Below are 24,854 nucleotides of genomic sequence, written 5' to 3'. Positions count from 1 at the left end.
GAGCGGGTTACGGTTTAGTCGCGGTAGAGCATCGTCATGGCGGTACCTTCCAGGACCACCGAACCGGATACCACGCGCCCGTTACCGGCAGCGGGGTCTGACTTCTTCATTGCTACCTTCCACTCGCCCGCCGGCAGACTGTGTGTGTAATTGTCGACGCTGTTGTAGATCACAATAATTCCGCTCCAGCTGTCGCCTACTGTGGCTGCCGGCTGTCGCACAACATCCGTCAACCCCCTTTGGCCAATGATGCTGGCCCCGGCGTAGTGATCGTGCGGGAATATGGGCTGGAACGCATTCACAGTCATCTGGCAGGGTGCTTGACTCTCTGCGCCCCGGGTAGGCGAAATTGCGCCGGGAAGATGTTATCGTCCCGAGGTTTTCGTACTAGGTATCGAGTCGTGGAAAACAGAAACGAGACTGTGGTGAGGCCGCCTTTGCTCATCTGTTGTGGGGTCAGTGGCAGCGGCAAGACGACCCTGGCTAGGGCGCTGGCGGAAGTCTATGCATTCGACTTTGTGGAGGCTGATGACTTTCACTCCACGGAAAACCGCGCACACATGGCGGCGGGCCAGCCACTTGATGAGCATATGCGTGCCCCCTGGATTGAAAGCATTTGCACCCATCTGTCCGACGTGCGTGCTGCCGGCAGGGGCGTGGTGATGTCGAACTCCTGTTTGCGTCGTGCGCACCGTGATCGCTATCGAACTATCGGTTTTCAAACACGTTTCTTGTACCTGCACGGCGAACATGCAGTGATCCAGGCGCGAATGGACAATCGTTCTGGGCACTTTATGCCATCCACCTTACTGTCGAGCCAGTTTCTGGACCTGGAAAATCCGTCCGGCGAGGCAGATGTGATCTCACTGAATGTCCAGCAAAAGCTGCCCGAGATCCTAGCGTGCGCGCGAAACCTTCTGGATGACGATATATCAAGTTGGTTATCTGCTAGGTCTTCGACCTGCTATTAAAAAATTATTGGACTTTTCATGTCTGTTTCAAACTTTGCAAAAACTAGTGCAACGATGTGCGGGGTGCTGGCAGGCGTCTTGTTGTTCAGTGCAGAATCCAGTGCCTATACCGCGCCTTATGCACAAGTTGCCCCGACCGTTGATGGGGTGGCCGGAGAGCTGGTCTGGGAGAAAGCATCCTGGATGCAACTGGATCAGCTGCTGATTGATAATCAATCCAGCGGGATGCCGGAACCCTCAGACTTTTCTGGTCGTCTCAAGGTCGCATGGAGCGAGGATTACCTTTATCTGCTCGCTGAGATACAGGACGAACATTTTTCCGATACCCACCCCAACCCATTAGCAAACTGGTGGGATGACGATACGCTCGAAATTTTTATCGACCCCGATGCATCTGGCGGTATCCATGGCGGCCCCGAGTCCGCGCCGGGGCAGGAGTACAATGCATTTGCCTATCATGTAGGCATCGACAATCAGGTGGTGGATATCGGCCCAGACCATCGCGGCAAGGTGCGGCCGCAATTATATAACGACCATGTGCAATCCGTTTGGCGCAGAAGTGCGGAGGCGCCTTATCCTGTGATTTGGGAAATGCGCATTGCACTGTTTGGCGACGACTGGCTGCCGCAGGCGGGCAACGCTGCCATGCGATTAACCGCAGGAAGCAAAATTGGCTTTATGGCCGCCTATATTGATGCGGATGGCGGTAACCGAGAGCACTTTATCGGCAGCCATCCGGTGGCGGAACGCGCCCCTCACGGACGCAACTGGGGCTGGATAGATGCCGGTGTATTTGGGCGAATAACGCTCGCACAATAAAACCGTATCGTAAGTAGCTTAGCTGGATACCTTCATAGATTGAGGGCGGTGCACCTGGAAAGTCGCGACAGCCTGAGAAACTACCGAAGTCCGCTCTCTCTGCGTAGCGCTCATCGGTAGGATTGCGGACTCTCAGCGACAGGTGACAGTTTCAAAGCAGAAAAACAGGAGTACGGGTTCAGCAGATCGTGCACCGCTTAAGTATGCAGGTTTTCCGGCTCAAGATCGTAGTCTCCCTGGCTGATTCACTTCAGTTCAATCTTGCCGCCGTCACTCGGGCGGTAACCGAGTGAAGCGTTGCCAAAGGCAGCCGGGGCTGAGTCAACTGTGTTGCTGTAAAGACTCGCCCTACCCAGAGCGCGCCAGACGGTTTATACATTCTCATTCCAGAAGAGGATCCGGAGGGCGACAAGAGTAACTCGTGGCTAGCGCTATTTCCCCCAATAATCACGTTGCCCTTAGTTCACGTCTCAAAATTTTTCCTACAGATGATTTTGGGAGAGATTCCACAATAGAGACCTGCTTTGGTACTTTATAAGCAGTTAGGTATTTACGGCAAAATTCAGTTACATCCAGCGGGTCGACAAAGTCAGATACTGTAATATAGGCGCTAACCCTTTCCCCCGTCTTACTATCGGGTTCGCCAATCACGGCCGCTTCCAAAATTACTGGGTGCTGTGTTAACACCGATTCGATTTCATTAGGAAACACGTTGAAACCTGATACGATGATCATGTCTTTTAAGCGATCAACTATTTTAATGCGACCGTCAGGCAGGCAAACACCGATATCTCCTGTTTTGAAAAATCCGTTCTTCATTACCTTGGCTGTCTCCTCGGGCATGTTCCAGTATCCATGCATATTTTGAGGGCCTCGTGCAACAATTTGGCCGCGCTCTCCCTCTGCAACGGGTTGATCATTACTATCCCAAAACTGTATTTCTGTATCTTGAACAGGCCTTCCAACCGTGCCGAATTCGGCACCGCTCGGATCATTAACGGTTAATACCGGAGAGGTTTCTGACAACCCGTATCCCTCACAGATAATACTGCCCGTTACCTCACGCCATAGTGAATTAGCAGCCTCGGTTAAGGCCGTTCCAGCCGAGAGCGAGTACATCATCTGAGAGAAATCTAGCCGTCGGAAGTCGGGATGTCGTCCCAGGCCGACAAACAATGTATTTAGCCCAGCGAACACAGTAATCCTGAACGCTGAAAGCTGGGAAATAACTGCCTGCAGATCCCTGGCATTGGGGATAAGTACGACAAGATTTCCTTTCGAGGGCTGCATCAGCATCGCGAGGGAAAAAGCGTAGATATGGTAGAGTGGAAGAGGGCATGCAAGAATCTCCCGTTGCTCCCGAAATAACGGCGCCAGGGGTTGGAGTGTCTGGTACAAATTGCACCCAATCGAATAGTGCGTTAATGCAGCGCCTTTGGAAACCCCGGTTGTTCCGCCTGTGTATTGAAGAACGCAAACGTCTTCGAGCGATGCCTTGGATGGGGACAGTTCGAAAGATGCCCCCTCAGATAAAGCTTGATTGAAGCTGACGAAACTATCGCATTGATATCCCGGGCGCTCGTCTGTGAGCAAGTCACTGATACCCGTCACAATGACATGATTAATGGCAAGATCACCCTGAATGTCACTGTATTTGTCTAATAGATCGTCAAGGATAACGATCGCCTTTGCACCAGAGTCGTTGAATTGATGCAGCATTTCTCGTGATGTGTATAACGGGTTGGTATTGACAATAACGAGGCCGGCTCGCAAGGCGCCATACATGGCAATTGGATACTGGATGAGGTTCGGTAGCTGAATGGCGATTCTGTCTCCAGCGTTTAGCTTTAGCTTGTGCTGTAGGTAGCACGCAAAGGCGCGAGAAGCATTATCGACCTCCCTATATGTGACTGTATGGCCGAGGCAGCTGAATGCCGGACTTTCAGCATATTTAGTGAGGTTGCTTTCGATAAGATCCGCTAGGTTACGGTATTGGTTAATAAACTCAACGCTATTCATTTTTTTTCCAATTATTATCTCGCCAGAAATTGGCTCAGGAATCTCAATATTTTATCCGCTGGGCCCGTAGAATAAGGCGGCGACAATAGCCCGCCGGCCGTAATAGAAGCCTGTTCCATGATTGGGCGAAGTTTCGAAAAATTCAAAAAACCTTCGCGGCCATGGTAGTGCCCCATACCGCTTGCGCCCACGCCGCCGAAAGGCAGATCGTGCTGGCCGACATGATAGAGGGCATCATTGACCGTCACTCCTCCAGACATGATCTGGCCTATGTAACGTTGAGTGAGCTGTTTGTCGTTACTAAATGGATAGATGGCTAGAGGCCGATCTCTCCTATTAATGTAGCCAACCACCTCCTGAGGCGTGTCATAGGGTAAGACCATTAATAACGGTCCGAATGTCTCTTTTCTACGGATTATCATATCCTCCGTAGTGTCCAGTATCAGTGTGAGGGGATATTTTCGGGATAAGGCATTAGGACTCTGGGCCGTCAAGGGCAGAATCCGTGCACCCTTATCTTTCGCATCTTCTACCGTCTCCTCGATTCGGGTGAATGCCGCTTGATCGATGATCGATGTATAGTCGGTGCTATTAATATCGGGTATCGATTTCTCTACCCATGACCGCGACAACGCAATAAATTCTTGGAGCTTACTGTGGTGCACGAATACGTAATCCACCGAGGTACATATTTGACCACCATTAAATTGCTTCGCGAACAGGATTCTCTCTACCGCCTTTTTAAGAGGGTAGTCAGTAGCGATAATCGCTGGACACTTACCTCCGAGTTCCAGTGTGACCGGCGTCAAGTTAGCGGAGGCTGAAGCCATAACCTTTCTTCCCGTATCACTAGATCCGGTAAATATCAGATGGTCGAATGGAAGTTGGGCGAAATCCGTACCGGTCCTGCCTGACTCCGCATGTATGCTCAGCTTCTCCCTGGGGAAATATCGCTCAACTATCGATATAAGCAGCGCGCTTAGATGAGTCGATTTTTCAGACATTTTTACCATTGCACGGTTGCCAGCAGCAAAAATGGAGGCCAATTGAGTAAATATCTGGTTGACCGGGAAATTCCATGGAACGATGACACCAACGACCCCAAGTGGCTGCGGTATCACCCAGTTCTTTGCCCCTGCGTACATCGTTAATTCAACATGTCGGCGCTCCGGCTTCATCCATCGTTTTAGGTTCCTAATGGTGCTGTTCAGATTACCTATAACCGTTATGTACTCTGCCAATAGACTCTCGTGGATAGATCGATTACCAAAGTCCCGACTAATCGCCGAAAATATTTCAGTATGATTTTCGATCAGTATCTCCTTGAGCGTTCTGAGATGCGATTTTCGCTCACTCAGCGTTTCCGGCTCCGACTCAAGGAAGCTATTCTTCTGCAGGTAAAATTGCGAATCTAATTCCGGGCAAAGCGAACTGTTGGGATGTCTTTGTGTTTTTGAGGCGGTCATCTTTTTGCCTGATCATTGCTAACCTAGCGTAGTTAAATAAACTCAAATATCGCAGAATCCGAGAAGCCTAATACTCATCAGATGCTTCAATCAGAAATTGATGTTCTTTGATAAAAGTAGATACCTCCGCCGAGGCTTCGGTATATCTCTTTTCAATGGCTAGATTCAACATATGGACTTGAAGTGACTCCTGTGCAACCATATAGTCCAAAAACCACTTGTCGGATTTTGGACCTATTTTCGCAAGCGACTTCAATGTGTCGACATACTCTTCGGTTGCCTTCTTTGTGGAAACAAGCATGCCGGAGAAAAGAAATCGTGGGGCGCAGGCAATAAGCGACGACTTTATCTTTTGTGAAAGCCCAACACTTTTATCAATTCCCCATCTTTTGCAGATGTTTGAGTACAGCGGTGCTTGGAATTCCTCCAGCTGATGATAGGCTCTCCAAAAAATCCCCATTTCACTGCTTGAAGTTCTGGAAAGTAACTTTTTTGTGACGAGATGTGCGTAAGTCCGATTGGATACCTCTTCCTTGAAGCCCGTTTCAAATTCTGATTGTAAATGCATGGTCGTATATTTCTTGTTCAGTTGTATGATGGGGTAGAGTATCTTCGGTCGCAATTGATCCAGAGTTCTCTTTGCGTTTACTTGTCGGTTCGGTCACGCTTTGATCTAAAACTTAAAAAGTCAACCAAAGACGACCTGTCGGCTGAATTTCTGATTCCGCCAAATGGCATGGTTGTGCCACTTATCAAGTCCATCGGATTTTCCATAAACTGATTGAGTGTCCGGTCGCTCCATATGATATTGGACTGCTCCATGGCCAGAGAGAAATCAAAGTCCCCGGTTGTGCCAGCTTGTCGACCGACAACACCGTGGAGGCTGGGGCCCATCATATGATCTCCCTGTTTTAGAGAGTGACATGCTGAACACTTGCTCTTGAAAATTCTCTCTCCAATATCAATGCTGCTTTCAGCGAATGATAATTCCGGAATAAGTAGCAAAAAGCTCAATATAATTTGGTTTTTTATGAACATCACAAATTGAACCTCGAAGGAAAGATGGGGTTATCCGATAAGATTCTTGACGCGCTGCGCAGATTTCAGGCCTGCGCCTATAGCGCCATCAATGTAGCCGCGCCAACCTTCTCCGTGATCTCCTTGTGCGAAAAGAATGCGGCCATTATCTCTGGCAAACACCTCGTCATATTTCGTCATCCACTTGGGAGCGTAGTTGCAGTAGGTACCTTTTGAGTAGGGGTCTAACTGCCAGTCATAGAACGTACTCGAAATAACCTCGACATCTGGTATGAATGCCGAAAGGGCGCTTTGAACGGCCCTATCGTCATAGGGGTCAAACGTTGTATCCGCTCCAAAAGCCACAATGATCGTATAGCCGTCGCCCTCTTGGAATGTGCCAATAACGCTATACGGGTTTTTAGAGGATGCGGCGCCGAAGAGATTCCCATGATTACCGCGAACCTTTATATATTGCTTGTAGCCCTTACCTGCATGCCCTTCCTTTGTTGCCTGAAGCAGCTTGGAATCTAACGGGGGGCTAAAATCTAATGAAGGCAAAACGTTCATGGGGAGTGCAACGATGACCGCTGCCGCGGTAACAGATTCGCCGCGCGCAGTAGTCACTCGAACCTGGGATGTTAGGTCCACAATTTCTTTTACGGGCGTCGACAAGCGTATTTCCGGGCGGGCATCATTTAGCATATTTTCAATTAGTGCCTGGGTGCCATCGCGAAGCTTGAAGCGACCACCGGCATCCATGTAAGTCGTAAAGCTACCGCCGGACAGTTCTGTACATCGTAGTGCCTCAAGGTATGACATATTGTCCGGAGTCGAACCACCAGCCGCACCGAGATAACCATCAATCATGTCGTAGGCGTATTTTGGGAAGTCGAACTCGTCCAGCCGGGTTCGCGCAGATTGTTTATCTGCCGCGATGGCTAGTTCACCATTAAACATAAGCTCATAGGGGCGTGGAATGACAGTTCGGCTATCGCTTAGGTATCTTTGGAATGCTTCTAACACGACGCCGACTTCTTCGGCATTGAGGATTTTCTGCTTGCCATTCTCGATCGTAATCATATAGTCAGGCATCGCACCTGGAGTTTCGTCAACCTCCATGGAATAGCGCTCTTTTTCAGCCCAAACGAAGGGCTGCGAATGGTGAATCCAGGCTCCGCCAAGTTCTATTTGGTTCCCGTCAAGTTCAGATGAAAATGTCCGGCCCCCGAGACGATTTCGTGCTTCCAGTAGAAGTGTTTTGTAGCCGTTCTCGACGCAGTCCCGACTTGCGGTAACGCCAGCAAAGCCGCCTCCAATAATAACAACATCGTAATCGCACCCTGGTGTGCAAGACTTTTTATCTTGTGGTGCTTCTTTAATTTGCGATGCTGAGACCGTTCCGCTGACTGCCAATATCCCAGTTGCTTTGAGGAATTCTCTTCGATTTTTTTGCCCTAGGCCTGAGTCTTTTCGACTCGAAATTAATTTTTTTGACATGCGTACCTCGCGAGAATGGTGTGGGCCCATCATGCGCTCATGTGAGACGTCGTCTCATTCGTTTGCGCATGAAGGCCCTTATGAGTTATTTAAGGCTATTGAAAGCTCCAGCTCACCTCTAGACCCATCATGAATGGGGACCCAATATTGTGGTAATTCATACCGAATGTTTCCTGAAGGTCGAGAGACAGGTTGCTGTAACGTTCATTGCGAAGATTTTTTGCCCATACTGAGATTGATAGGTCATTCTCGGTAGTGCCGGGATCATATGAAATTCTGGCATTGGTCAGCCAATAGGCATCCTGTTTGATACTTTCTGAGTTAAAGATATCGAAATACAGATCGTCGACGTAGCTACCATCAATATGGAAGGTAACGGTTCCCTCATCTCCGACTGCGTAAAAGTAGTCTGCAGAAAAATTGGCGTTGACTTCTGGAGCTGAAACCAATTTCTTTCCCGCCAGCTCGATGCCACTTAGCGTACCCTGCGCGACCTCCGCGTCGATGATGCCCAGGCCTCCACTGATTCGCAGCGTATCGGTGGGAAAGGCGGAGATCTCGATTTCCATTCCACGGATCGTTGAGCTTTCTATATTGATCAGGCTTTGCGCAAGCGTCTCGGTGTCGATGTTAAGGAACTGTTGGTTGTCATAGTCATAGTGGAAAGCCGCCCCACTCACTTGTGCGGCACCGTCGAGCAGAGTTGATTTGAATCCAACCTCTAGGGCATATAGTGTTTCTGGAGCTACGTAATTGACTTCAGACGGACTCAGGAATGCTTGCGCATTGTAGGCGCCTGACCGGTAGCCTTTGCTATAGTTGGCGAAAATGAGTGAGTCGCCTTTTGTTGTATAGTCGAGACCTATTTTTCCAGACCATTCTTGATCGTCATTACTTGTTGACATAGTGGGAATTGTCATTCCGATATAGGGGGTTAGGTCAGCTCCCGTGTTATCAAGAAGTCGAGCTTCCATGTCGTTCAGATCGCTTGTGTCATCCGTGTACCGAACCCCGAAGCGCATGGTCAACGCGTCAGAAAGATCGTAGGTGCCGTCAAAATATGCCGCACGACTGCGGCGGTCTTGCTCGAAGTTATTATTAACTTGACAGCCTAGGATGGCGAAGTCGCCGAGCCCGGAAATTCCGAGCCCGAGGGAAGGCAATATCCCATTCAGCAGGTCAGCGTTATCCGTTGTATTTCCATTGCCGCCAGCTCCAAAGGCGTACATAACCGGGTCGAGACAGTCAAAGCTGTTCAGATCGCCATCCTGGTTTACATCAAGATCGTTGTATAGCCGTGTGGTCGTTGCAACGTTGGTTATTTCATTGGACAGGTATAGTCCTGAAATGAAATTGAATGGGCCTTCAAAGGCCGATGTGATACGAAGATCCTGAGCTACTTGATCCGCACTCGACGTGAAGTCGCTCTCTAAAATCCGTAATGGACTGCCGTCTGCATCCTCAGGTACGAAAAACGTACCCTCATCCCAAGATGATATGGCGGTGAGGGTCAAGACCGAGCTGATGTCCCAGTTAATCGTTAGGGAAGCTGAGTCCGTGCCGATCTTGCGCTTCGCATCACTATTTGACTCAGTTTCAAAGTCATCTAGACCATGTCGGATATATGATGAGTCTGAGCCACCATTGGTCCCACCAATTGCCTGACCCAGTGCGTCAAACAGTTCATAAAAGCCATTTCCTGCACCAAATTGTCCGGCCTCTGCGATGATTCCGTAGTTAACAGGCTCCGAGCGACTCGAAGAAACTCGCAGGTCTGCATGCAGAGATTCTGTTGGCGTAAAAGCGAGGGAGATGCGGCTACCCCATTCATCGACGGCGCCAGCATCGTCTATCCCTGGCACCTTATTCTCCATCCAGCCATCCTCGACTGTCCTGGTTCCTGCCAATCGAATGGCAAGGGTATCTTCAAGAATCTCTGACTGGTATGCACCCTGTACTTCTCTTCGGTTGTAGCTGCCAAGTCCAAAGCTGAGGTATTTTTCCGTATCTGCTCCTGCCTTCCTGGTGACGAAGTTAACGGCCCCCCCAGTTGCATTTTTTCCGTAAAGCGTACCCTGAGGACCTCGAAGAACCTCAATTCGCTCCAGGTCAAATAATTGCACCCCCTGGAGCGCGGGGTTTCCCTTAAATACCTCATCTACATACACGGCTACCGGACTAGACTGGTTAAGCGAAAAGTCATTCATACTTACGCCACGAAGCGAGATAATTGGAAACCCGTCACCATAGGGCGTGGAAATCTGCATATTAGGAACCTGTGATGCGATTTCTATGCTTGATCGGAGTTTCAATCCCTCCATATCGGACGAGCTGAGGGCTGATATTGACATCGGCACATCTTGGATACTTTGCTCTCGCTTCTGGGCGGTGACGATAACTTCCTCGAATGAATGAGTCTTCCCCTGAGGTTCGCTGTCTTCGTGTTCCTGTGCCACTGCCGTACCTATGCCAGTAATCGCACAAATCACGGATCTTGAAATAATATTGTCTGTAAACTTCCGAAAACGTTGCGTCATGACCATCTCGCCTTTTTATTAAAATATGGGATCGCGTATAAGCTTTGGTGAATCTTTGAGCTATCAAATCGTATAACTCAACATACGACTTGCGGGTGACATTTAAGGTCAGATTTCTATCAGTAAAGGCCAAGCTGTTTATTTGGAATCTATCGCTGGTGGCCTACGCGCATTCCATATTCTTCCTCTTCTCCCTAGAGTCCACTGTAAGAAATAACTTGGCTACCTATGACTTGAACGATCAACATGTCGAGTAATTTTTAGGCAGGCGATTGCCGAAATCCCGTGAAATAGCCAACTGGAAAAGTTCCAGGCTTCGATGGTGCATATACTCTGCAATTGGATAAAGAGGGTTTTTCGAAGGTGCAGAGTGAGACACGAACTGCAGGAAAAACTCACATAGATTCTCCGCTCTTTCGTGAGAGGAATCTAAGTGAGATCGGATCAAGTGGCGAAGCCCATGCTTGTAGTATTGATCTGGCTTTCCAGTTCTTCCGCGTAAATCAAAAAATATCCGAGTATGTGGGTTTGCTCTTTGGGATCCTAGAGCTTTCCCTCAAGGGCATCCAAAAATACGTCTCTATACTGCTTCGGGGACAGGTCAATCGGATTTCCAGATGCACAAGAATCTCTTTTAGACATAAGCCCGATTTTTTCAGCATCTATGTCATCCAGTCCGATTTCCGAAAGTGTATGGGGGATCTGGAGATTCTTTCGTAGCTGTAAGACCCAATTGAAGAACCCTTCGAAGGATTGATCTGCCAAGCCTAGATATCGTGATAGCCGGACAATCTTTGTGGCGATCGCTGTTTGGTTCGCTCGTAGAATGTAAGGCATCAAAATAGCATTCAGTAGGCCATGGTGTAGGCTATAGAGCGCACCTAGGGAATGCGACATTGCGTGCATTCCCCCAAGCCCCTTTTGGAACGCTGTAGCTCCCATGCTGGATGCCACAAGCATTTGAGTTCTGGCTTCGATATCACTGCCGTCCGTGAAGGCTCGTGCCAGATATTCCTTGATAATCCGTATACCTTCCATCGCTATGCCGTCGGCCATTGGGTGATAACTGGGTGCACATAATGCCTCTAGATTATGGGACAGCGCATCCATACCTGTTGCAGCGGTTATGTGAGGAGGTAATCCGATCGTAAGTGTTGGGTCAAGGATTACGGCTTTTGGAAGTATTGCCGGGTGGAAAATGATCTTTTTTATGTCTTCAGTTTCTCGCGTAATGACCGCTGCGCGGCCAACTTCGGATCCTGTGCCGGCAGTTGTCGGTACGGCAATAATCGGTGGTATATCGTTTGCACTTGCTCGCTGCCAATTGTCGCCATCGTCCTCAAAGTCCCATAGAGGACGTGTTTGGCGAGACAATAACGCTATCGCTTTGCCGGCATCCAGTGCGGCTCCGCCACCAAAGGCAATCACCCCGTCATGCCCGCCATCTTGGTAAGCTGCGGCTCCGGAGATTACGTTTTCTCCATTTGGGTTTGCCTGTATCTCAGAAAAAACTTTACATTTGATTCCCATCTTCCGACATGAAGAAAGTGCTTGAGCAACTATTGGCAGTTTCAACATGTTTGGGTCAGTAACAAAAAGTGGCGCTTTCATATCTAGCTGCTGGCACAGACCCGCCAGCTCCTTTATACGGCCGGCGCCAGCGTAGATGTTATTAGGATAGGTCCAGTTCGCCATGAAATCGGTCATTTTGTTTTGCCGCCACTAGATCTTTATGTTGAATGACTTTGGTCGTGTTAGAGATGAATAGCCGAGTTTTGATAGAGTACATCCTCGTCCTGACCGTTTGACTCCAGACCAAGCCAGCGCGGGGTCGAGGTAGTCACATTGATTTACATAGAAGGTGCCAACCTGAAGCTTTTTACCAAGTGATTCGGCTTCCTCGGTGTCGCAGGTAAAAATCGACGCAGTAAGCCCAAAGTCACTGTCGTTCATTAGCCGGATGGCCTCGCTATCGTTTGCAACTTTTTGAACCCCTATGACTGGCCCGAAGGATTCTTCAGTCATGAGGCGCATGGTGTGATTGGCGTTTGTGACTATTTGCGGTGCCAGGTACGGTGATCCATCAGCATTTAAGGGAAATTCATCCGGATTAATTTGTGCGACCCCCCCTTTTTCGAGAGCATCTTTGATTTGACGTCGAATGTATTCTGCGGAGGAAGAACGCACAACCGGTCCTAATGTCGTATCGGATTCATCGGGGCGACCGAGCTTATAGCCTTTTACAATTTCGACAGCTTTTTCTATAAAATTGTCGTGGATAGACTCGTGTAAATAGACTCGCTCGATTCCACAGCAGGACTGCCCGGAATTGAAAAATGCTCCTTCCACGATAGTAGCGGCTGCATGGTCTAGGTCTGCATCTGCGCGCACATACGCAGGATCTTTGCCTCCGAGCTCGAGACCGACACCAATAAAGCGTCCGGCAGCAGCTTTCTCTACGATTTCACCGCCTTCAACTGACCCCGTAAACGCGACATAGTCGACGCCGGGATCTGCAATGAGTGATTCAGTGTGCTGATGGCTTAGATGAAGATACTGGAAGACTCCCTTTGGCAGTCCCGCTGATTCGAACGCCTGAAATAGACGTTCCGCACATATAGGCGTCTGTGCTGAGTGCTTTAGAAGTACAGAATTTCCAGCGAGTAGCGCTGGTATAATTGCATTTATCGCCGTGAGATAGGGGTAATTCCACGGCGCAATTACTAGCACAGTGCCTACCGCCTCACGACGAATATATCGCTTATAGCCGTTCTTAGAGGTGGGGTATATTGTCGATAAAGCTTCTGGAGCGACATCAATCATATACCTCGCTCTCTCGGCAACTCCGCGGATTTCACCCTCTGACTGTCGTATTGGTCGTCCTATTTGCCAGCATAATTCTTCTGCGATAGCGCTTTTATTCTCAAGAAGTGAAGAAATGGCAGCGCTGCACAAATCCTGCCGTTTGGCCAAGGGAACAGTATTCCATTCGGCTTGGGCAGCCCCTGCTGTTGACACCGCGTGGGTAATCTCCTTCATAGTTGCTTGTTGGCGCTGAACGTAGACGGAGTTATCGACGGGAGAGATTGTTTTCTGGATAGACGTCATAGATATCTGCCTGCTGAGGATAGATTGCTAGTTAATAGAAATCTAACCGCTAGATGATTTCAAAGTAGCGTGATCTTTCCCAGTCAGTAACATGCCTGCAAAATTCTGAAAATTCCCACTCTCTACTGGCGGAGAAGTGATTGACAAATTGCTCGCCAAATAGAGATTTCGCAGCAGCAGAGCTTCTCAGTGCGCGCGCCGCTTCCGCCAAAGTCTGGGGTAGTGCAAGGTGGTCTGGATGTTTTTGCTCATATGCATTTCCCTTCACCTCTAGGCTAGGCTCAAGTTTCTTTTCAATGCCATACAATCCCGCTGCTAATGTTGCAGCTAGTGCGATGTAAGGGTTTGCGTCGGCTGAACCAAGCCGAAATTCTACACGCTGTGCCTTATCTGAACCGGGAATGACTCGTAGTGCAGTTGTACGATTTTCACATCCCCAGGTGGATGCTGTCGGTGCCCAGAATCCAGGGACCAGGCGAGAGTATGAGTTCACCGTCTGTGCCAGCATGGACAGAAACTCAGGCATTAGCTTTTGCAAGCCGGCAACGAAGTGCCGCTGCAGATCACTCATGTTGTGTGGCTGCTTCGGGTCGTAGAAAGCGGATCGTCCATCTTTGTGACGCAGTGACATGTGTATATGGCCGGATTGGCCAGGAAATTTATTTGACCATTTGGCCATGAAGGTGGCCATTTTTCCGATCCGTTGTGCCCATACCTTAATATATGTTTTGAACAGCGCAGCTTTGTCAGCTGCAGATACAGCTGTATCTACTGCCAGCGCAGCCTCTAACACGCCAGGGCCGGTTTCTGTATGAAGGCCCTCAATTGGAAAGTCCATGCTATTACTTAGCGCAAACAGTTCTTCATATATGTCAGAATGCACAGAGTTTCTGATCATAGAGTAGCCAAAATTTCCCTGTGTAAATGGCTGGAGATTGTTGTACCTCTTTTCGCGAGCGCTAAGGGGGGTCTCGTTGAATAGGAAAAATTCATACTCAAAAGCTGCAAATGGCTCGAAGCCCATTTTACTCGCCTTCTGGATGATTCTCTTTAGTAGATTACGCGGGCAAAGTTCTGATGCTCTACCGTCAAATTCACAAAGAAAGAGGAGCGTCTCCGGTTCGAATGGTATCTGTCGGCAACTCTCCGGAATCACTCGCACTGGTGCATCGGGATAGCCAGTATGCCAGCCTGTAAAGGTTACATTTTTGTTTTCATATAGCTGGTCGTTTGAGTCCCATCCTAGTGTGACATCGCAAAAAGCGAACCCGTGTTCGAGCGAGGATAGAAACTTATGGCTGCTCATGTACTTCCCGCGCATTACTCCATCAGTATCAAAGAGGCCAACTTTCACATGTGTGATTCCTCGCTGCTCAATAATGGCCCGCGCATCAGCAATGGATTTTACATTTTTTGGGTCAAGCATAGTTCTGGCTTTTAGTAATGCATTTCATGTGACTTTGTTCAATTCACCGGCTTGGGAGAAGCGTTGACGTGAAAGTTAACAAATTGAGAGATCGATAAGGGTGACATTTGAGGCCATATTTGGAATGATACTTTTTTACGATTAAAGTAGGCGGCGTATGAAGACGTTGGTGCCTTACCCAGATAAAAGCGCACACCTGCGGTCACAGTGGCTGGTTGATTATGCGTTGAGTTGCGGCATAACGACCGCGGAGATGCGTGAGGTTCTTGTGCCGGATGCGGCGCCAGAGCCGGAATGGAAAAAACTCCCCATGCTGAGCTACATGGCGCTATTTAATTGGCTCGCAACTAGGCTTGATAACGAAAGCCTCGCGCTTGATTTGCTCGGCGAGGTGGATATGTCCTATTTTGGTGGTGGCGCTGCATTGGCCTATCATGTTTCGACTCTACAAGAGTGTTGTGAGTGCCTGGCCCGCTATGCTCAAACGGTATCTAAAGAGCTCTCTGTAAACTTCTTTTCTCGATCAGATGAAGAGAGCGTAATTGAGTATATTCCTACACATATGCCGAATGTGGACGTGACACAAGAAGTGGTCATGAGTACGGCACTATTGGTTAAATTCTTTCGTTCGCACTTAGGGGATGATTGGTGCCCAGTTCGGGTGCTGTTCCCGTTCAAGAGGCCTCGGGATGTCTCGCGATACAAGCAGGTGTTTGGCAAAGATATCTCGTTTTCAAGTCATGTTGCTGCTGTATGGATTAGAGCTGATGAGCTGAAGGCCAAGATTAGCAATGGTGATCCATATCTTTTGGAAGTTCTAAGGAGTCACACCGAGGAGCTTTACCGGCAGATTCAAAGGGAAAGGGATGTCTTGTCGAGAACAAAGCACTTTATAGCGCAAAATCTTGGTTCAGAAAATTGCAATGCGGTTTATGTTGCCCAGCAACTTTTTATGTCGCGTCGAAGTCTTACTAGATGGTTGAGTGATAGAAGTACCTCCTTTCGAGAATTGAAAAATGAAGTAACGATGGAGATTGCCAAGAAGACCTTGTCAGAGACGAGTTGCTTTGTTGATGATATAGCGGTTCAGCTTGGCTATTCGGAGGCGAGCGCTTTCTATCGTGCTTTTAAGAAAAGTACTGGTTATTCACCAATGGAGTATAGAGATAGATTCTTTGATTCATAAGGGGTGATCGCTTGGCCTTTACCGCCGCGTATAGATTTATGCTGGGTCCGAATAGGGTGCATCCTGCCGTGCAGGGGCGTAGTGCTATCGGGGAATTGCCAAGGGGCACCAATGGGTTTTCTGTCCAGAGAAGGATGAATTTACCAGCGACCAGGCGTATCTTTGGAAGTAATTGGCCTGTCTTTTTCAGTGTGAAGGCCACGCTTTCGCGTGGCGAAAGGGCAGCGATGGCTAAAGCAAAAATAATGAAAAAAGGTGGATGCGGATGAAGACGATAGCGTTTATTGGTCTCGGCAATATGGGCGGCCCCATGGCGGCCAACCTCGCCAAAAGTGGTTTTCGCGTAACCGCGTTTGACCTGTCCGAAGTGATGCTGGAAAGCGCCGTCGCCAATGGCTGTGTCAAAGCCGAGAGCGCGCTCGCGGCAATTGAAAATGCCGATGCCGTGGTATCCATGCTGCCAAGTGGCGAAGCGGTGCGGACGTTGTATCTCGGCGTACATGGTTTGATCCAGGCGATGCGCCAGGAAGTACTGCTTATCGACTGCTCCACTATCTCTGCCAACGACGCGCGTCAGGTTATCGCCGCGGCGGGTGAGCGCGGAATTGGAGCGGTGGATGCGCCGGTTTCTGGTGGCACTGCCGCAGCTGCGGCCGGCACGCTGTCATTTATGTGTGGTGGGGAAGCGGGGACGGTTGCGTCTGCCCGCCCGGTGCTCGAGGCTATGGGCTCGAATATTTTTCATGCCGGCCCCGCTGGCAGCGGGCAGGTGGCAAAAATCTGCAATAACATGCTGCTGGCAATCCACATGATTGGTACCGCCGAAGCACTACAGCTAGGTGTGGATAACGGTCTCGATCCCGCGGTGCTTTCCGAGATCATGCGCGCGAGCTCCGGCGGCAACTGGTCTCTGGAAAAGTACAATCCTTACCCCGGGGTGATGGAGGGGGTGCCGGCGAGCCGCGATTACACCGGCGGCTTTTCGGTGGCGCTGATGTTGAAGGATCTGGGGCTCGCCATGGATACCGCGGCGGGGAGTGCCTCATCGACCCCGCTTGGCGCGCTGGCAAAAAACCTCTATCAGCTGCACGGCGGCGATGCGGTGAACAGCGCGCTGGACTTCTCTTCTATTCAAAATCTGTTCCGGCGCCCGGTAGGTGACTGAGATCAAAGCCTTCGGCGCTTGATCTAGGTCAATTGTTGGGGGCAGACCGGCGGGTACGCTGCCTGACTTTCCACCGCGTAAGCCAGGATCAGAGGTACCCCTCAGATGGTCAATAACGTCGATACCGCTGATAGCGAAGGCCGTATTCCCCACGCCTGTGACCAACGCCTGTCGGCGGAGTTGTTGTCACGATACGCAGGCCCCTGTCCTCGCTATACCTCCTACCCCACTGCCGATCGCTTTGTTGCCCTGGAGCGAGGTGAGCAGGGAGGCGGGCGAGATGGCGGCGCGATACAACCGTGGCAAGCGCTGAAAGACGTAGAAACGCTGTCGCTTTATGTACACATCCCGTTTTGTCGTTCTCTCTGTTACTTCTGCGCCTGCAATAAGGTAATTACCCAGCAATATGGGCTGGCCTCGCATTACCTGGAGAATGTCTTGAAGGAGGCACAGTGGTACCGCGATCGGGTAGCACGAGCGCCGGTGGTACAGTTGCATCTGGGTGGGGGCACGCCTACTTTTCTTAATGATGGCGATCTGCGTCGCTTAATGGCGGGGCTCGGAGAGATCTTCGACCTGCGCATTGATGACGATGTGGAATACAGCATCGAGGCAGACCCTCGCACACTGGAAATCGAAACGCTGGATACCTTGCGTGAACTCGGGTTTAACCGCCTGAGCCTGGGTATTCAGGACTTTAACCCGGACGTGCAACGTGCGATTAACCGGGTATGCAGTGTGGAGCAGGTGCGCGCGCTAACCGAAGGTGCCCGTGCCAAGGGCTTTGGGTCCATCTCCTATGACCTCATTTATGGCCTGCCCGGTCAGGATGTAGCGAGTCTGGAGAAGACCGTGGATACAGTGCTCGACCTGGCGCCCGACCGAATCGCGCTTTACCACTATGCGCACCTGCCGGAGCGCTTTAAGTCCCAGCGCCTGATCGATTCCGACCTGATGCCCGCGCCCTCCGAAAAAATTGCCATGCAGCTGGCCGCCACTCGTCGGCTGGCAGAAGCCGATTATGTATTCCTCGGCATGGACCATTTTGCGCGCCCGGAGGATGCGCTCTCACAGGCGGCAGCTGAGGGACGCCTCGCACGTAATTTCCAGGGCTATACGCTGATGCCTGCGGATGCATTGGTGGGGCTGGGAGCCTCCGCGATCAGCTACAGCAAGGATGGCTACTGGCAGAACCAGCACAGCCTCAAACAGTATGCGGCCGCGATAAGTGAACGCGGCGAGGCGATCTCGCGCGGCTGGCAGCTCTCCGATGACGACCGTTTGCGCCAGTGGCTGATCATGGAATTGATGTGCCACCTGAGTATCGACAAGCGCGAGGTTGAGCGGCGTACCGGGCTGCCATTCGCTGCCGGTTTTGGCGCGGAGCTCAGCCGCCTGCAGCCGATGTTTGATGACGGTTTACTGGGCCAGACGAAGGATGACCTTTTCGTCACCGAGCGTGGGCGCTGGTTCCTGCGCAATGCAGCTGCCGCCTTTGATTCCTATTTGCACGGTGCCAAGACGGCTGCGCGCTATTCGCGGGTGCTTTAGGGGCGGTGAATGGATACAATTCAAACAACGACATGGATCAAACGTACGCTTGGTGAATCGATAGTCCGATGAAGAAAACGTCCCCTGCTGTCAGCTGTAGCAATTGCTCCGTACGCCGGTTATGCCTGCCGGTGGGTTTGAGTGATGGCGATATTGAGCGCCTGGAACAGGTCACCCGCAAGAAGAAAGTCGTGCGCGCCGGAGAAACTCTGTTCCGTGCCGGCGACCCCTTCGACAGCCTGTATGCGATCCGTTCTGGCAGTTTCAAGTCCGCGGTGATTGGTGCCGATGGCGATACCCAGGTTACGCATTTTGCGCTGCCCGGTGAGCTGCTTGGCCTGGATGCCTACAGTGGTGGTATGCACCCGGGGTATGCCGAGGCGCTCGAGGAAAGCAGCGTGTGCGTATTGCCGTTTACGCAACTGGAGGGGCTCGCCCAGCAAGTGCCGGCATTGCAGAAGCAGATCTACAGTATTTTTTCTGAAGAGTTAAAGCAGGAAAATGAAGCGCTGTTGTTACTGGGCAAGCGCTCGGCGGATAGCCGGCTGGCAGCCTTGCTGGTGAATATCTCCAGCCGTTATTCGCGACGCGGTTATTCCGCCAGTGAGTTCGTGCTGTCCATGCAGCGGATTGATATCGCAAATTATCTTGGTCTGACTGCCGAGACCGTGAGTCGCCTGCTTTCCCGTTTTCAAAAACAGGAATTGATTCGCGTGCAGGGGCGCTCCGTCACCATCCTGGATCCGATTGCTCTCAGCGAACTGGCGGGCACCCATTGCAGTTACGAAAGTTGATGATTCGCGAGCGTTGTTAAGCGGTTGCTTCCAGCGGCACAGTGTTGGCTACATCCTTGTAGACTGCCTGGTAGAGTCGCTTCACACCAGCGTTAAAGTGCGCACTCTGGCGCTGGTGAATCTTGTCCTGGATACAATCCCAATCTTCCTGTGTCAGCAGATCTGCCACCAGCGGTAGCAAAATTTCGTTTTCCCTTTGCATGTGTTTCCGCTGCAGCACAATGTATTCCTGTGCGGCGCTGAACAGCTGCTCTCTTTCTACCGCTGCGTCATTTGCCACCGCATAAAACAGCTGGCCCATCTTGCGGGTCGCATCGGCGATTTGGTTATGCTCGCGCAGGGTTTTGTCGATCACATCGCGCACATCCACCGTTTTGCCCAGCAGTTGCTCAAACACCAGGTCCTCGATCGGGTGATGCCACTGGTCGGGGTAGACGGAAAAGTAGTCCAGTGCTTCCAGAATAAGCGGCAGGGTGGCGGGGTCCCTGTCCTGTTTGCCCAGTTGCTCCAGTAAGCCCTCAAATGCATCGAGCAGTTGCTGCATTTGTTTGTGGTCGCAGCAGAGCTGCTGGTAGATCTTGTGCATCATGCATCTCCATAGCGCATGCCTTAGTTCTAATGGAAAGTTCCAATAGGACTATTGTTGCCCGCTACAGAAAATAGAATTTGATGTGGATCAAGTCGGTGCGTGGTGACGGGGGGATTTGGGGGAGGCTGGGTAGAGTAGGGCGCCCCGGAGGCCTGAAGCGCACTGTTCTGTGTGTTTTTTGACCAATCTAGGCTGCGTTGCTTTTCTTTTCTTTGTGGCCGTCTTTCAGGTGCAGCGCAACCTGCTTTTCCAGGCCTTCCAGAGCGTAGGCTCGGCCAAAACCTTTTACGTAAAGGCCTGCGCTCGGCTTCAACTCGAACAGATTAAAGTCTTCCAAATCTTTCAGATGGTCCATTACCGGGCCGAACTTTTCGCGCAGCTGCGCGATGCGGTTCTGCCAGGCTTCGCCATCGCGCTCAATCAGGCTGGCGGCAACGTTGAAGGTAACGCGCAGCCGAGCAAACGCTTGCTTGGTGTCGGCCTCATCCGCATTAAAAATCACAGACGCCTTGCTGTTCGCTTTCAGGTTGGCGGCGTGCTCGGACAGGTCAGACACGTACAGGTAGAAATTGCCATCGGCGGCGAGGAAAGGAGCGGTGCTCGCGTGCGGTTGGCCATCTTCTGCCAGACTCGCCAGATTCAGCAGCTTACGGGTGGCGATAAAGTCGCGTACTTCGGCTACCAGATCAGCGCCTTCGTCGGTTTTTGGTGCTGGGTTATTTTGTTCGGTCATATCCGTATCTCCCCTGAGAAAAACTAAACACTGACGCTGGCCAGCTGCTTCAATTGTTTGAATCGTTCTACCTGTTCCGGGATCAGTTTGCGCTCAGCGTCGCGGCCCAGAAATACTTTAAATACGCAGTTGCCACTGGGTGCCAAAAACACCATGGAGTGGCTTTCGGTCCCGCGGTGCGGTTTGCTGACAAACGCAATTTCCACAATGCCGTCAACCAGCAAGTGGCCATGGAAGGGATTCTTGTGGTGCATGAAGTTGAAGTAACCGTGTGCAATACTGCCCTTGGGGAATTCACCTTTGAATTCGAATACCGATCCTTCGTTTTGCATAATTGCAGTCACCTTGCCCCAACTGGGCAATTCTTCGATCAGGCCCCACACATCTTCACTGCCAGCCAGTGAAGCCATTTCCTGTGGAAGATTGACGATGATTTCCCGCACACTGGTTTCGAGTTTGTTTGCCATCTGCTCCAAAGTGAATCCATCTTCACTCGCAAGCAGCTCTTGTACCTTGTCATGCATAAGCAACACCAAAAAATTAATCCGTAATTACCGAACTAGCCGAAGCTGGGGTGGCCATTGCGCAAACGATTGCCGACAGGTTGTTTGCGCAATGGCCACCGCAGATTCGGCGGGCTACGAAGTACCGGGTTTCCGGGCTTCCGGGCTTCCGGGCTTCCGGGCTTCCGGGCTTCCGGGCTCCCGGGCTTCGAGGGTCGCGACCTCCACGGGTAATAACTTGTCAAACAACCTATCGGCAATCGTTTGCCAAGTTATTACCCGCGGAGGTCGCTCGTTCGTGCTGGCTCAGGGCCTTTAAGTTGTCGATTAGAAGCGGTAGCTTGCGGATAGCTTAATGTTGCGGCCCGGCATATACAGTTCCTGGAAGGCTACCCGGTATTCTTCATCGGTCAGGTTATCCACAGCGAGGCCCAGCTTGAGACCATTCAGGCTTCCGGTGGCTGGCTCCCAAGTGACGTAAGCGTCGGTCAGGTTGTACTTGCCAAACTCGCGGGTCTCTTCTTCTGGCAATTGTTCCTGCGCAGAAATGAACGTGGTACGGAAGCCCGCTTTCAGGTCGCGCTGTAGGAAGTAGTGGCCCACATCCAATACCACTTTATCCGCCGGGATGTTACTCAGATAGCTATCGTCAGACAGGTCTTTGCCCTCGGTTTGACCATAGTTCATACCCAACTCAAGATCGCTTACCAGATAGTTCACACCCAGCTCGAAACCTTTCAGTTCGGCTTTATCCACATTCAGATAAGTCGTGTTCATGGGGAAACCGAGCATGAAGTGCGGGTTGATCACCACCTGTTCGATAAAGTTATCCACTTTGTTGCGGAATATCGCAGCACTGGCGGTCAGCTGGTCGCCTTCGGCAGCCAGGTTGCTGAAAGCCATGTCGGCGCGCAGCTCAGCATTCCTGGCTTCTTCTGCTTCAAGATCCGGGTTGGGGATAAAAGTATTGGCAAGGAAACCCAGGCCCATAAAGCTGAAGTCGCCGTAGGCAAAGTGGGTGCCCTGGGTGTACATCTCTTCAACCCCAGGCGCACGGAATGCGGTGGCGTAGCTGGCGGTCAAGGACAGCCATTCCGCGGCTTTGACTTCTGCGGAGAGAGAGGGGGATACCGCACTGTCGTTGCGTGCAGAGTCAGCAAGTTGTTGGCTTTCGGCTTCAAAGCGGTCGTAGCGCACCCCCGGGGTTAGGGTAACCTTGTCGCCAAAATTGAATGCAGCCTGCGCATAAACACCAAGCACGTCGCTGTCTGCGTTCATGTTTTCGGGACGGTTGTCACCATCGCGCACGGTGGTGATATCGTCCTGATACCAGTCGAGGCCGTAAACCCACTGAGCGCCGAAGCCTTCGGTGGCATTGTTGATCGCGATACCGGTCGTGGTGACTTCGGTATTGTCGTTTTGGCCCAAGGTACCTAGAGAGGAGTCACCCTGAGTCGGGCGGAATTCTTCAAACTGGGTGTCGTTGCGGTAAACCGTAACTTTTGTTGTATGGCGGGCGGCACCGTCGGTACGTTTGCTGTTTCCTGCCTGAACCCAGTAGTTGGCGGTCACGTTCTGGTCGGTGATGTCGCGCTCAACCAGTGGGGAGCTGGTGCCAACGTTGGCGTTCGGATTGGATGGCACCGCCTCGTCGCGGTTGTTGTGACGGAAAGAGATATCGACACGCTGGTTGTCGCTGATTTTGAAGCCGCCGCGGGCCAGCAGCGCAGTGTTCTCGCCAGCACTGTCTGCCAGCTCCTCGCCACTGCCGATCTCCACGTTGTCGTTTTCGGATACGGATGCGTTTATCAGGTAGTCAAAGTCACCGTAAAGGCCATAGGCGGCAACCGTGGTTTCGGTGGAGTTGCCGTTGGTGCCGAGCTCTTCTTTCACATAACCACCAAAGGTGTCGTTACCGCTCAGCAGGTCGGACGTGCTCTTGGTGGACATCGCCACAATACCGCCAATCGCGCCTGAGCCCCACAGGCTGGAAGCCGGGCCCTTCTTCACTTCTACCTGCTTCAGTAATTCCGGGGCCAGCTGGTAAGTGCCGCGGTGGCCGGAGCTGAAGTTCTGGCGCGCGCCGTCAATGGTCTGCAGGACGCGGGTATCAGACAGGCCGCGAATGTTCGGCGACTGGTTGGAGTAGCGCGGACCACCGACGACTTCGATATTGGGCGCGTACTTCAGGGCCTGGGCAATGGACTCGGGCTGCTGCTCTTCCAGCTGAGTGCGTTCAACCACAAGAATGCGCTCGTCTTTCTCCTTGGCTGCCGGGTTGCGATCCGCGGCAACCAGTACTTCGTGAAACTGAATAATCGGTTGATCTGCGTTGCCTTCCTCTGCTGCCGCGGTGCTGGCGGTCAGGGCCAGAACGGCCGCGGTGAGAGGGTGGATGCGAAGTGATTTGATGCGATCCATGAACATGCCCCTTTGTATATGACGTTCCTTGGTAGTCGGCACTGAGTAAGGTGCCGCAGCCGCCGTTCCCAGAAAGTATTCGCTGGGTAAGTACGGGTGCGGAGCATGCTAGGGGATGGTGTGCTTAATGTAAATACTAATGATTCGTATTTGCGTAAATGATTTTAAGTTGCTACTCTGCGCGGCAGTGACAGGCAGGGGCGCCGCTATTTTTCCTGTAGTGGACCGAGTCGGATCGTTTTATCTGGGCACAATCAAGTTGACGCACAACGAGCTTCGAGGACGGAGATAAAGAGTGAAACACCGCCTGCTGATTATGGTGTCCTGCTCGTTTGCACTGCATGCATGGCTGCTGTGGGCTGCGCCCGCTGTTGATGGCCATCTGGCGCCCTCAGGAACCACGGCACTAAAGCTTGGCCAGCTCAAACTGACGGCTGCCCCGGCTGCACAGAAGGCGGTAGAGGCGCCAGTACCGCTAAAGCCGAAGTCGGTGAAACCGGTGGCGACTAAACCAGAACCTAGGCCAAAGCCGGTAAAACCTGAGCCGGTTGCCAAGCCCAAGCCAGTGAAAAAGCCTACGCCGCAAAAGCCCACTACCAAACCGGCGCCGCAAAGGAGCGAGTCGAAAGTAGCGCAACCTCAGGTTGCAGTGGAAACGAACGCACAGGATGTGGCGAGTGCCCCGAAAAGCATGCAACAGAGTGTGAGTGATGAGCCGGTGTTGGTCGAACGCCCGGCTTTTGCCAGCCCACCCGGTGGCCCGGTCTACCCAGAGCTGGCGCGTAAACGCCGACAACAGGGCACGGTGGTGGTGGAGGTACAGCTGGATCAGGCTGGTGCTCAGGTGGTGCGTCGCTTACTGAAATCCTCGGGCGTGGCCAGTCTGGACGAGGCGGCCCTGAAAGCCGTTGCCGGGTGGAATTTTCTTCCCTATCGGGAGGGGGGGCACGCGCGCGTGTCGCGTGTGCAGCTGCCGATACGGTTTGCTCTCTAAGAACAACCTGTTGTGAAAAACACCTGCGAAAAAACGCTGGTAAATAAATCGGGCC

The 24,854-nt window shown here is 51.5% G+C and carries 21 protein-coding genes; 7 read left to right on the top strand and 14 right to left on the bottom strand.

From position 1 onward, the window contains the following. Window positions 1–14 precede the first annotated feature (14 nt). Window positions 15–308, bottom strand: coding sequence for a hypothetical protein (locus LCM31_RS02545; RefSeq protein WP_224867282.1), 294 nt, complete (start codon window positions 306–308; stop codon window positions 15–17). Between the two features lie 129 nt (window positions 309–437). On the opposite strand from LCM31_RS02545, the gene LCM31_RS02540 reads away from it, so the two are divergent. Both LCM31_RS02540 and LCM31_RS02535 read left to right on the top strand, forming a co-directional pair. Further along, window positions 438–971, top strand: coding sequence for a gluconokinase (locus LCM31_RS02540; protein WP_224867280.1), 534 nt, complete (start codon window positions 438–440; stop codon window positions 969–971). An 18-nt stretch (window positions 972–989) separates the two neighbouring features. Continuing rightward, window positions 990–1,790 carry a CBM9 family sugar-binding protein gene (locus tag LCM31_RS02535; protein WP_224867279.1) on the top strand — a complete coding sequence of 267 codons (801 nt, stop codon included), beginning with the start codon at window positions 990–992 and terminating at the stop codon, window positions 1,788–1,790. Between the two features lie 447 nt (window positions 1,791–2,237). On the opposite strand, the gene LCM31_RS02530 is transcribed toward LCM31_RS02535, so the two are convergent. From LCM31_RS02530 to LCM31_RS02490, 9 genes are all read right to left on the bottom strand, one after another. Beyond that, on the bottom strand, window positions 2,238–3,809 hold the full coding sequence (locus LCM31_RS02530) for an AMP-binding protein (protein ID WP_224867277.1): 1,572 nt from the start codon (window positions 3,807–3,809) through the stop codon (window positions 2,238–2,240). A gap of 14 nt (window positions 3,810–3,823) precedes the next feature. Beyond that, window positions 3,824–5,275: a coniferyl aldehyde dehydrogenase gene (locus LCM31_RS02525; protein WP_224867276.1), complete on the bottom strand. Its 1,452-nt coding sequence runs from the start codon at window positions 5,273–5,275 to the stop codon at window positions 3,824–3,826. Window positions 5,276–5,342: 67 nt separating this feature from the next. After that, window positions 5,343–5,843: a hypothetical protein gene (locus LCM31_RS02520; RefSeq protein ID WP_224867275.1), complete on the bottom strand. Its 501-nt coding sequence runs from the start codon at window positions 5,841–5,843 to the stop codon at window positions 5,343–5,345. Between the two features lie 77 nt (window positions 5,844–5,920). Next, window positions 5,921–6,313: a c-type cytochrome gene (locus LCM31_RS02515; RefSeq protein WP_224868642.1), complete on the bottom strand. Its 393-nt coding sequence runs from the start codon at window positions 6,311–6,313 to the stop codon at window positions 5,921–5,923. A gap of 30 nt (window positions 6,314–6,343) precedes the next feature. Next, window positions 6,344–7,792, bottom strand: a complete 1,449-nt coding sequence (locus LCM31_RS02510; protein ID WP_224867273.1) for a flavin monoamine oxidase family protein — start codon at window positions 7,790–7,792, stop codon at window positions 6,344–6,346. A 95-nt stretch (window positions 7,793–7,887) separates the two neighbouring features. Beyond that, entirely contained in the window at window positions 7,888–10,329 is a 2,442-nt protein-coding gene (locus LCM31_RS02505; protein WP_224867271.1) for a TonB-dependent receptor, read from the bottom strand. Window positions 10,330–10,872: 543 nt separating this feature from the next. Beyond that, window positions 10,873–12,036: an iron-containing alcohol dehydrogenase gene (locus tag LCM31_RS02500; RefSeq protein WP_224867269.1), complete on the bottom strand. Its 1,164-nt coding sequence runs from the start codon at window positions 12,034–12,036 to the stop codon at window positions 10,873–10,875. Window positions 12,037–12,051: 15 nt separating this feature from the next. After that, entirely contained in the window at window positions 12,052–13,437 is a 1,386-nt protein-coding gene (locus LCM31_RS02495) for an aldehyde dehydrogenase family protein (RefSeq protein ID WP_224867268.1), read from the bottom strand. 49 nt (window positions 13,438–13,486) lie between these two features. Continuing rightward, window positions 13,487–14,863 (bottom strand): glutamine synthetase family protein, encoded by a 1,377-nt coding sequence (locus LCM31_RS02490; protein ID WP_224867267.1) that lies wholly within the window; start codon window positions 14,861–14,863, stop codon window positions 13,487–13,489. A gap of 157 nt (window positions 14,864–15,020) precedes the next feature. On the opposite strand from LCM31_RS02490, the gene LCM31_RS02485 reads away from it, so the two are divergent. The 4 genes from LCM31_RS02485 (at window position 15,021) to fnr (ending at window position 19,559) form a co-directional block, all read left to right on the top strand. Continuing rightward, window positions 15,021–16,049: an AraC family transcriptional regulator gene (locus tag LCM31_RS02485; protein WP_224867266.1), complete on the top strand. Its 1,029-nt coding sequence runs from the start codon at window positions 15,021–15,023 to the stop codon at window positions 16,047–16,049. A gap of 259 nt (window positions 16,050–16,308) precedes the next feature. Continuing rightward, window positions 16,309–17,214 (top strand): 3-hydroxyisobutyrate dehydrogenase, encoded by a 906-nt coding sequence (gene mmsB / locus LCM31_RS02480; protein WP_404804028.1) that lies wholly within the window; start codon window positions 16,309–16,311, stop codon window positions 17,212–17,214. A gap of 105 nt (window positions 17,215–17,319) precedes the next feature. Further along, complete coding sequence (gene hemN / locus LCM31_RS02475) at window positions 17,320–18,765, top strand: oxygen-independent coproporphyrinogen III oxidase (RefSeq protein WP_224867264.1); 1,446 nt, start codon at window positions 17,320–17,322, stop codon at window positions 18,763–18,765. A 68-nt stretch (window positions 18,766–18,833) separates the two neighbouring features. Further along, a complete protein-coding gene (gene fnr / locus LCM31_RS02470) occupies window positions 18,834–19,559 on the top strand; it encodes a fumarate/nitrate reduction transcriptional regulator Fnr (RefSeq protein ID WP_224867263.1) in 726 nt (241 codons plus the stop codon). 16 nt (window positions 19,560–19,575) lie between these two features. On the opposite strand, the gene LCM31_RS02465 is transcribed toward fnr, so the two are convergent. The 4 genes from LCM31_RS02465 to LCM31_RS02450 all read right to left on the bottom strand — a co-directional run bounded on the left by LCM31_RS02465 (window position 19,576) and on the right by LCM31_RS02450 (window position 23,805). Continuing rightward, window positions 19,576–20,148 (bottom strand): hemerythrin domain-containing protein, encoded by a 573-nt coding sequence (locus tag LCM31_RS02465; protein WP_224867262.1) that lies wholly within the window; start codon window positions 20,146–20,148, stop codon window positions 19,576–19,578. Between the two features lie 187 nt (window positions 20,149–20,335). Beyond that, on the bottom strand, window positions 20,336–20,881 hold the full coding sequence (locus LCM31_RS02460; RefSeq protein ID WP_224867261.1) for a pyridoxamine 5'-phosphate oxidase family protein: 546 nt from the start codon (window positions 20,879–20,881) through the stop codon (window positions 20,336–20,338). A 23-nt stretch (window positions 20,882–20,904) separates the two neighbouring features. Further along, window positions 20,905–21,405 carry a heme utilization cystosolic carrier protein HutX gene (hutX, locus tag LCM31_RS02455; RefSeq protein ID WP_224867259.1) on the bottom strand — a complete coding sequence of 167 codons (501 nt, stop codon included), beginning with the start codon at window positions 21,403–21,405 and terminating at the stop codon, window positions 20,905–20,907. A gap of 306 nt (window positions 21,406–21,711) precedes the next feature. Continuing rightward, window positions 21,712–23,805: a TonB-dependent hemoglobin/transferrin/lactoferrin family receptor gene (locus tag LCM31_RS02450; RefSeq protein ID WP_224867257.1), complete on the bottom strand. Its 2,094-nt coding sequence runs from the start codon at window positions 23,803–23,805 to the stop codon at window positions 21,712–21,714. Between the two features lie 295 nt (window positions 23,806–24,100). Here LCM31_RS02450 and LCM31_RS16370 point away from each other — a divergent pair, with 295 nt between their 5' ends. Continuing rightward, window positions 24,101–24,799, top strand: coding sequence for an energy transducer TonB (locus LCM31_RS16370; RefSeq protein WP_224867255.1), 699 nt, complete (start codon window positions 24,101–24,103; stop codon window positions 24,797–24,799). Window positions 24,800–24,854: the final 55 nt, after the last annotated feature.

Source organism: Microbulbifer agarilyticus, from assembly GCF_020171345.1.
GTDB classification, from domain to species: Bacteria; Pseudomonadota; Gammaproteobacteria; order Pseudomonadales; family Cellvibrionaceae; genus Microbulbifer; species Microbulbifer agarilyticus_D.
The sequence above is the reverse complement of the archived record's forward strand: the minus strand, read 5'-3'. Positions and strand labels throughout refer to the sequence as shown.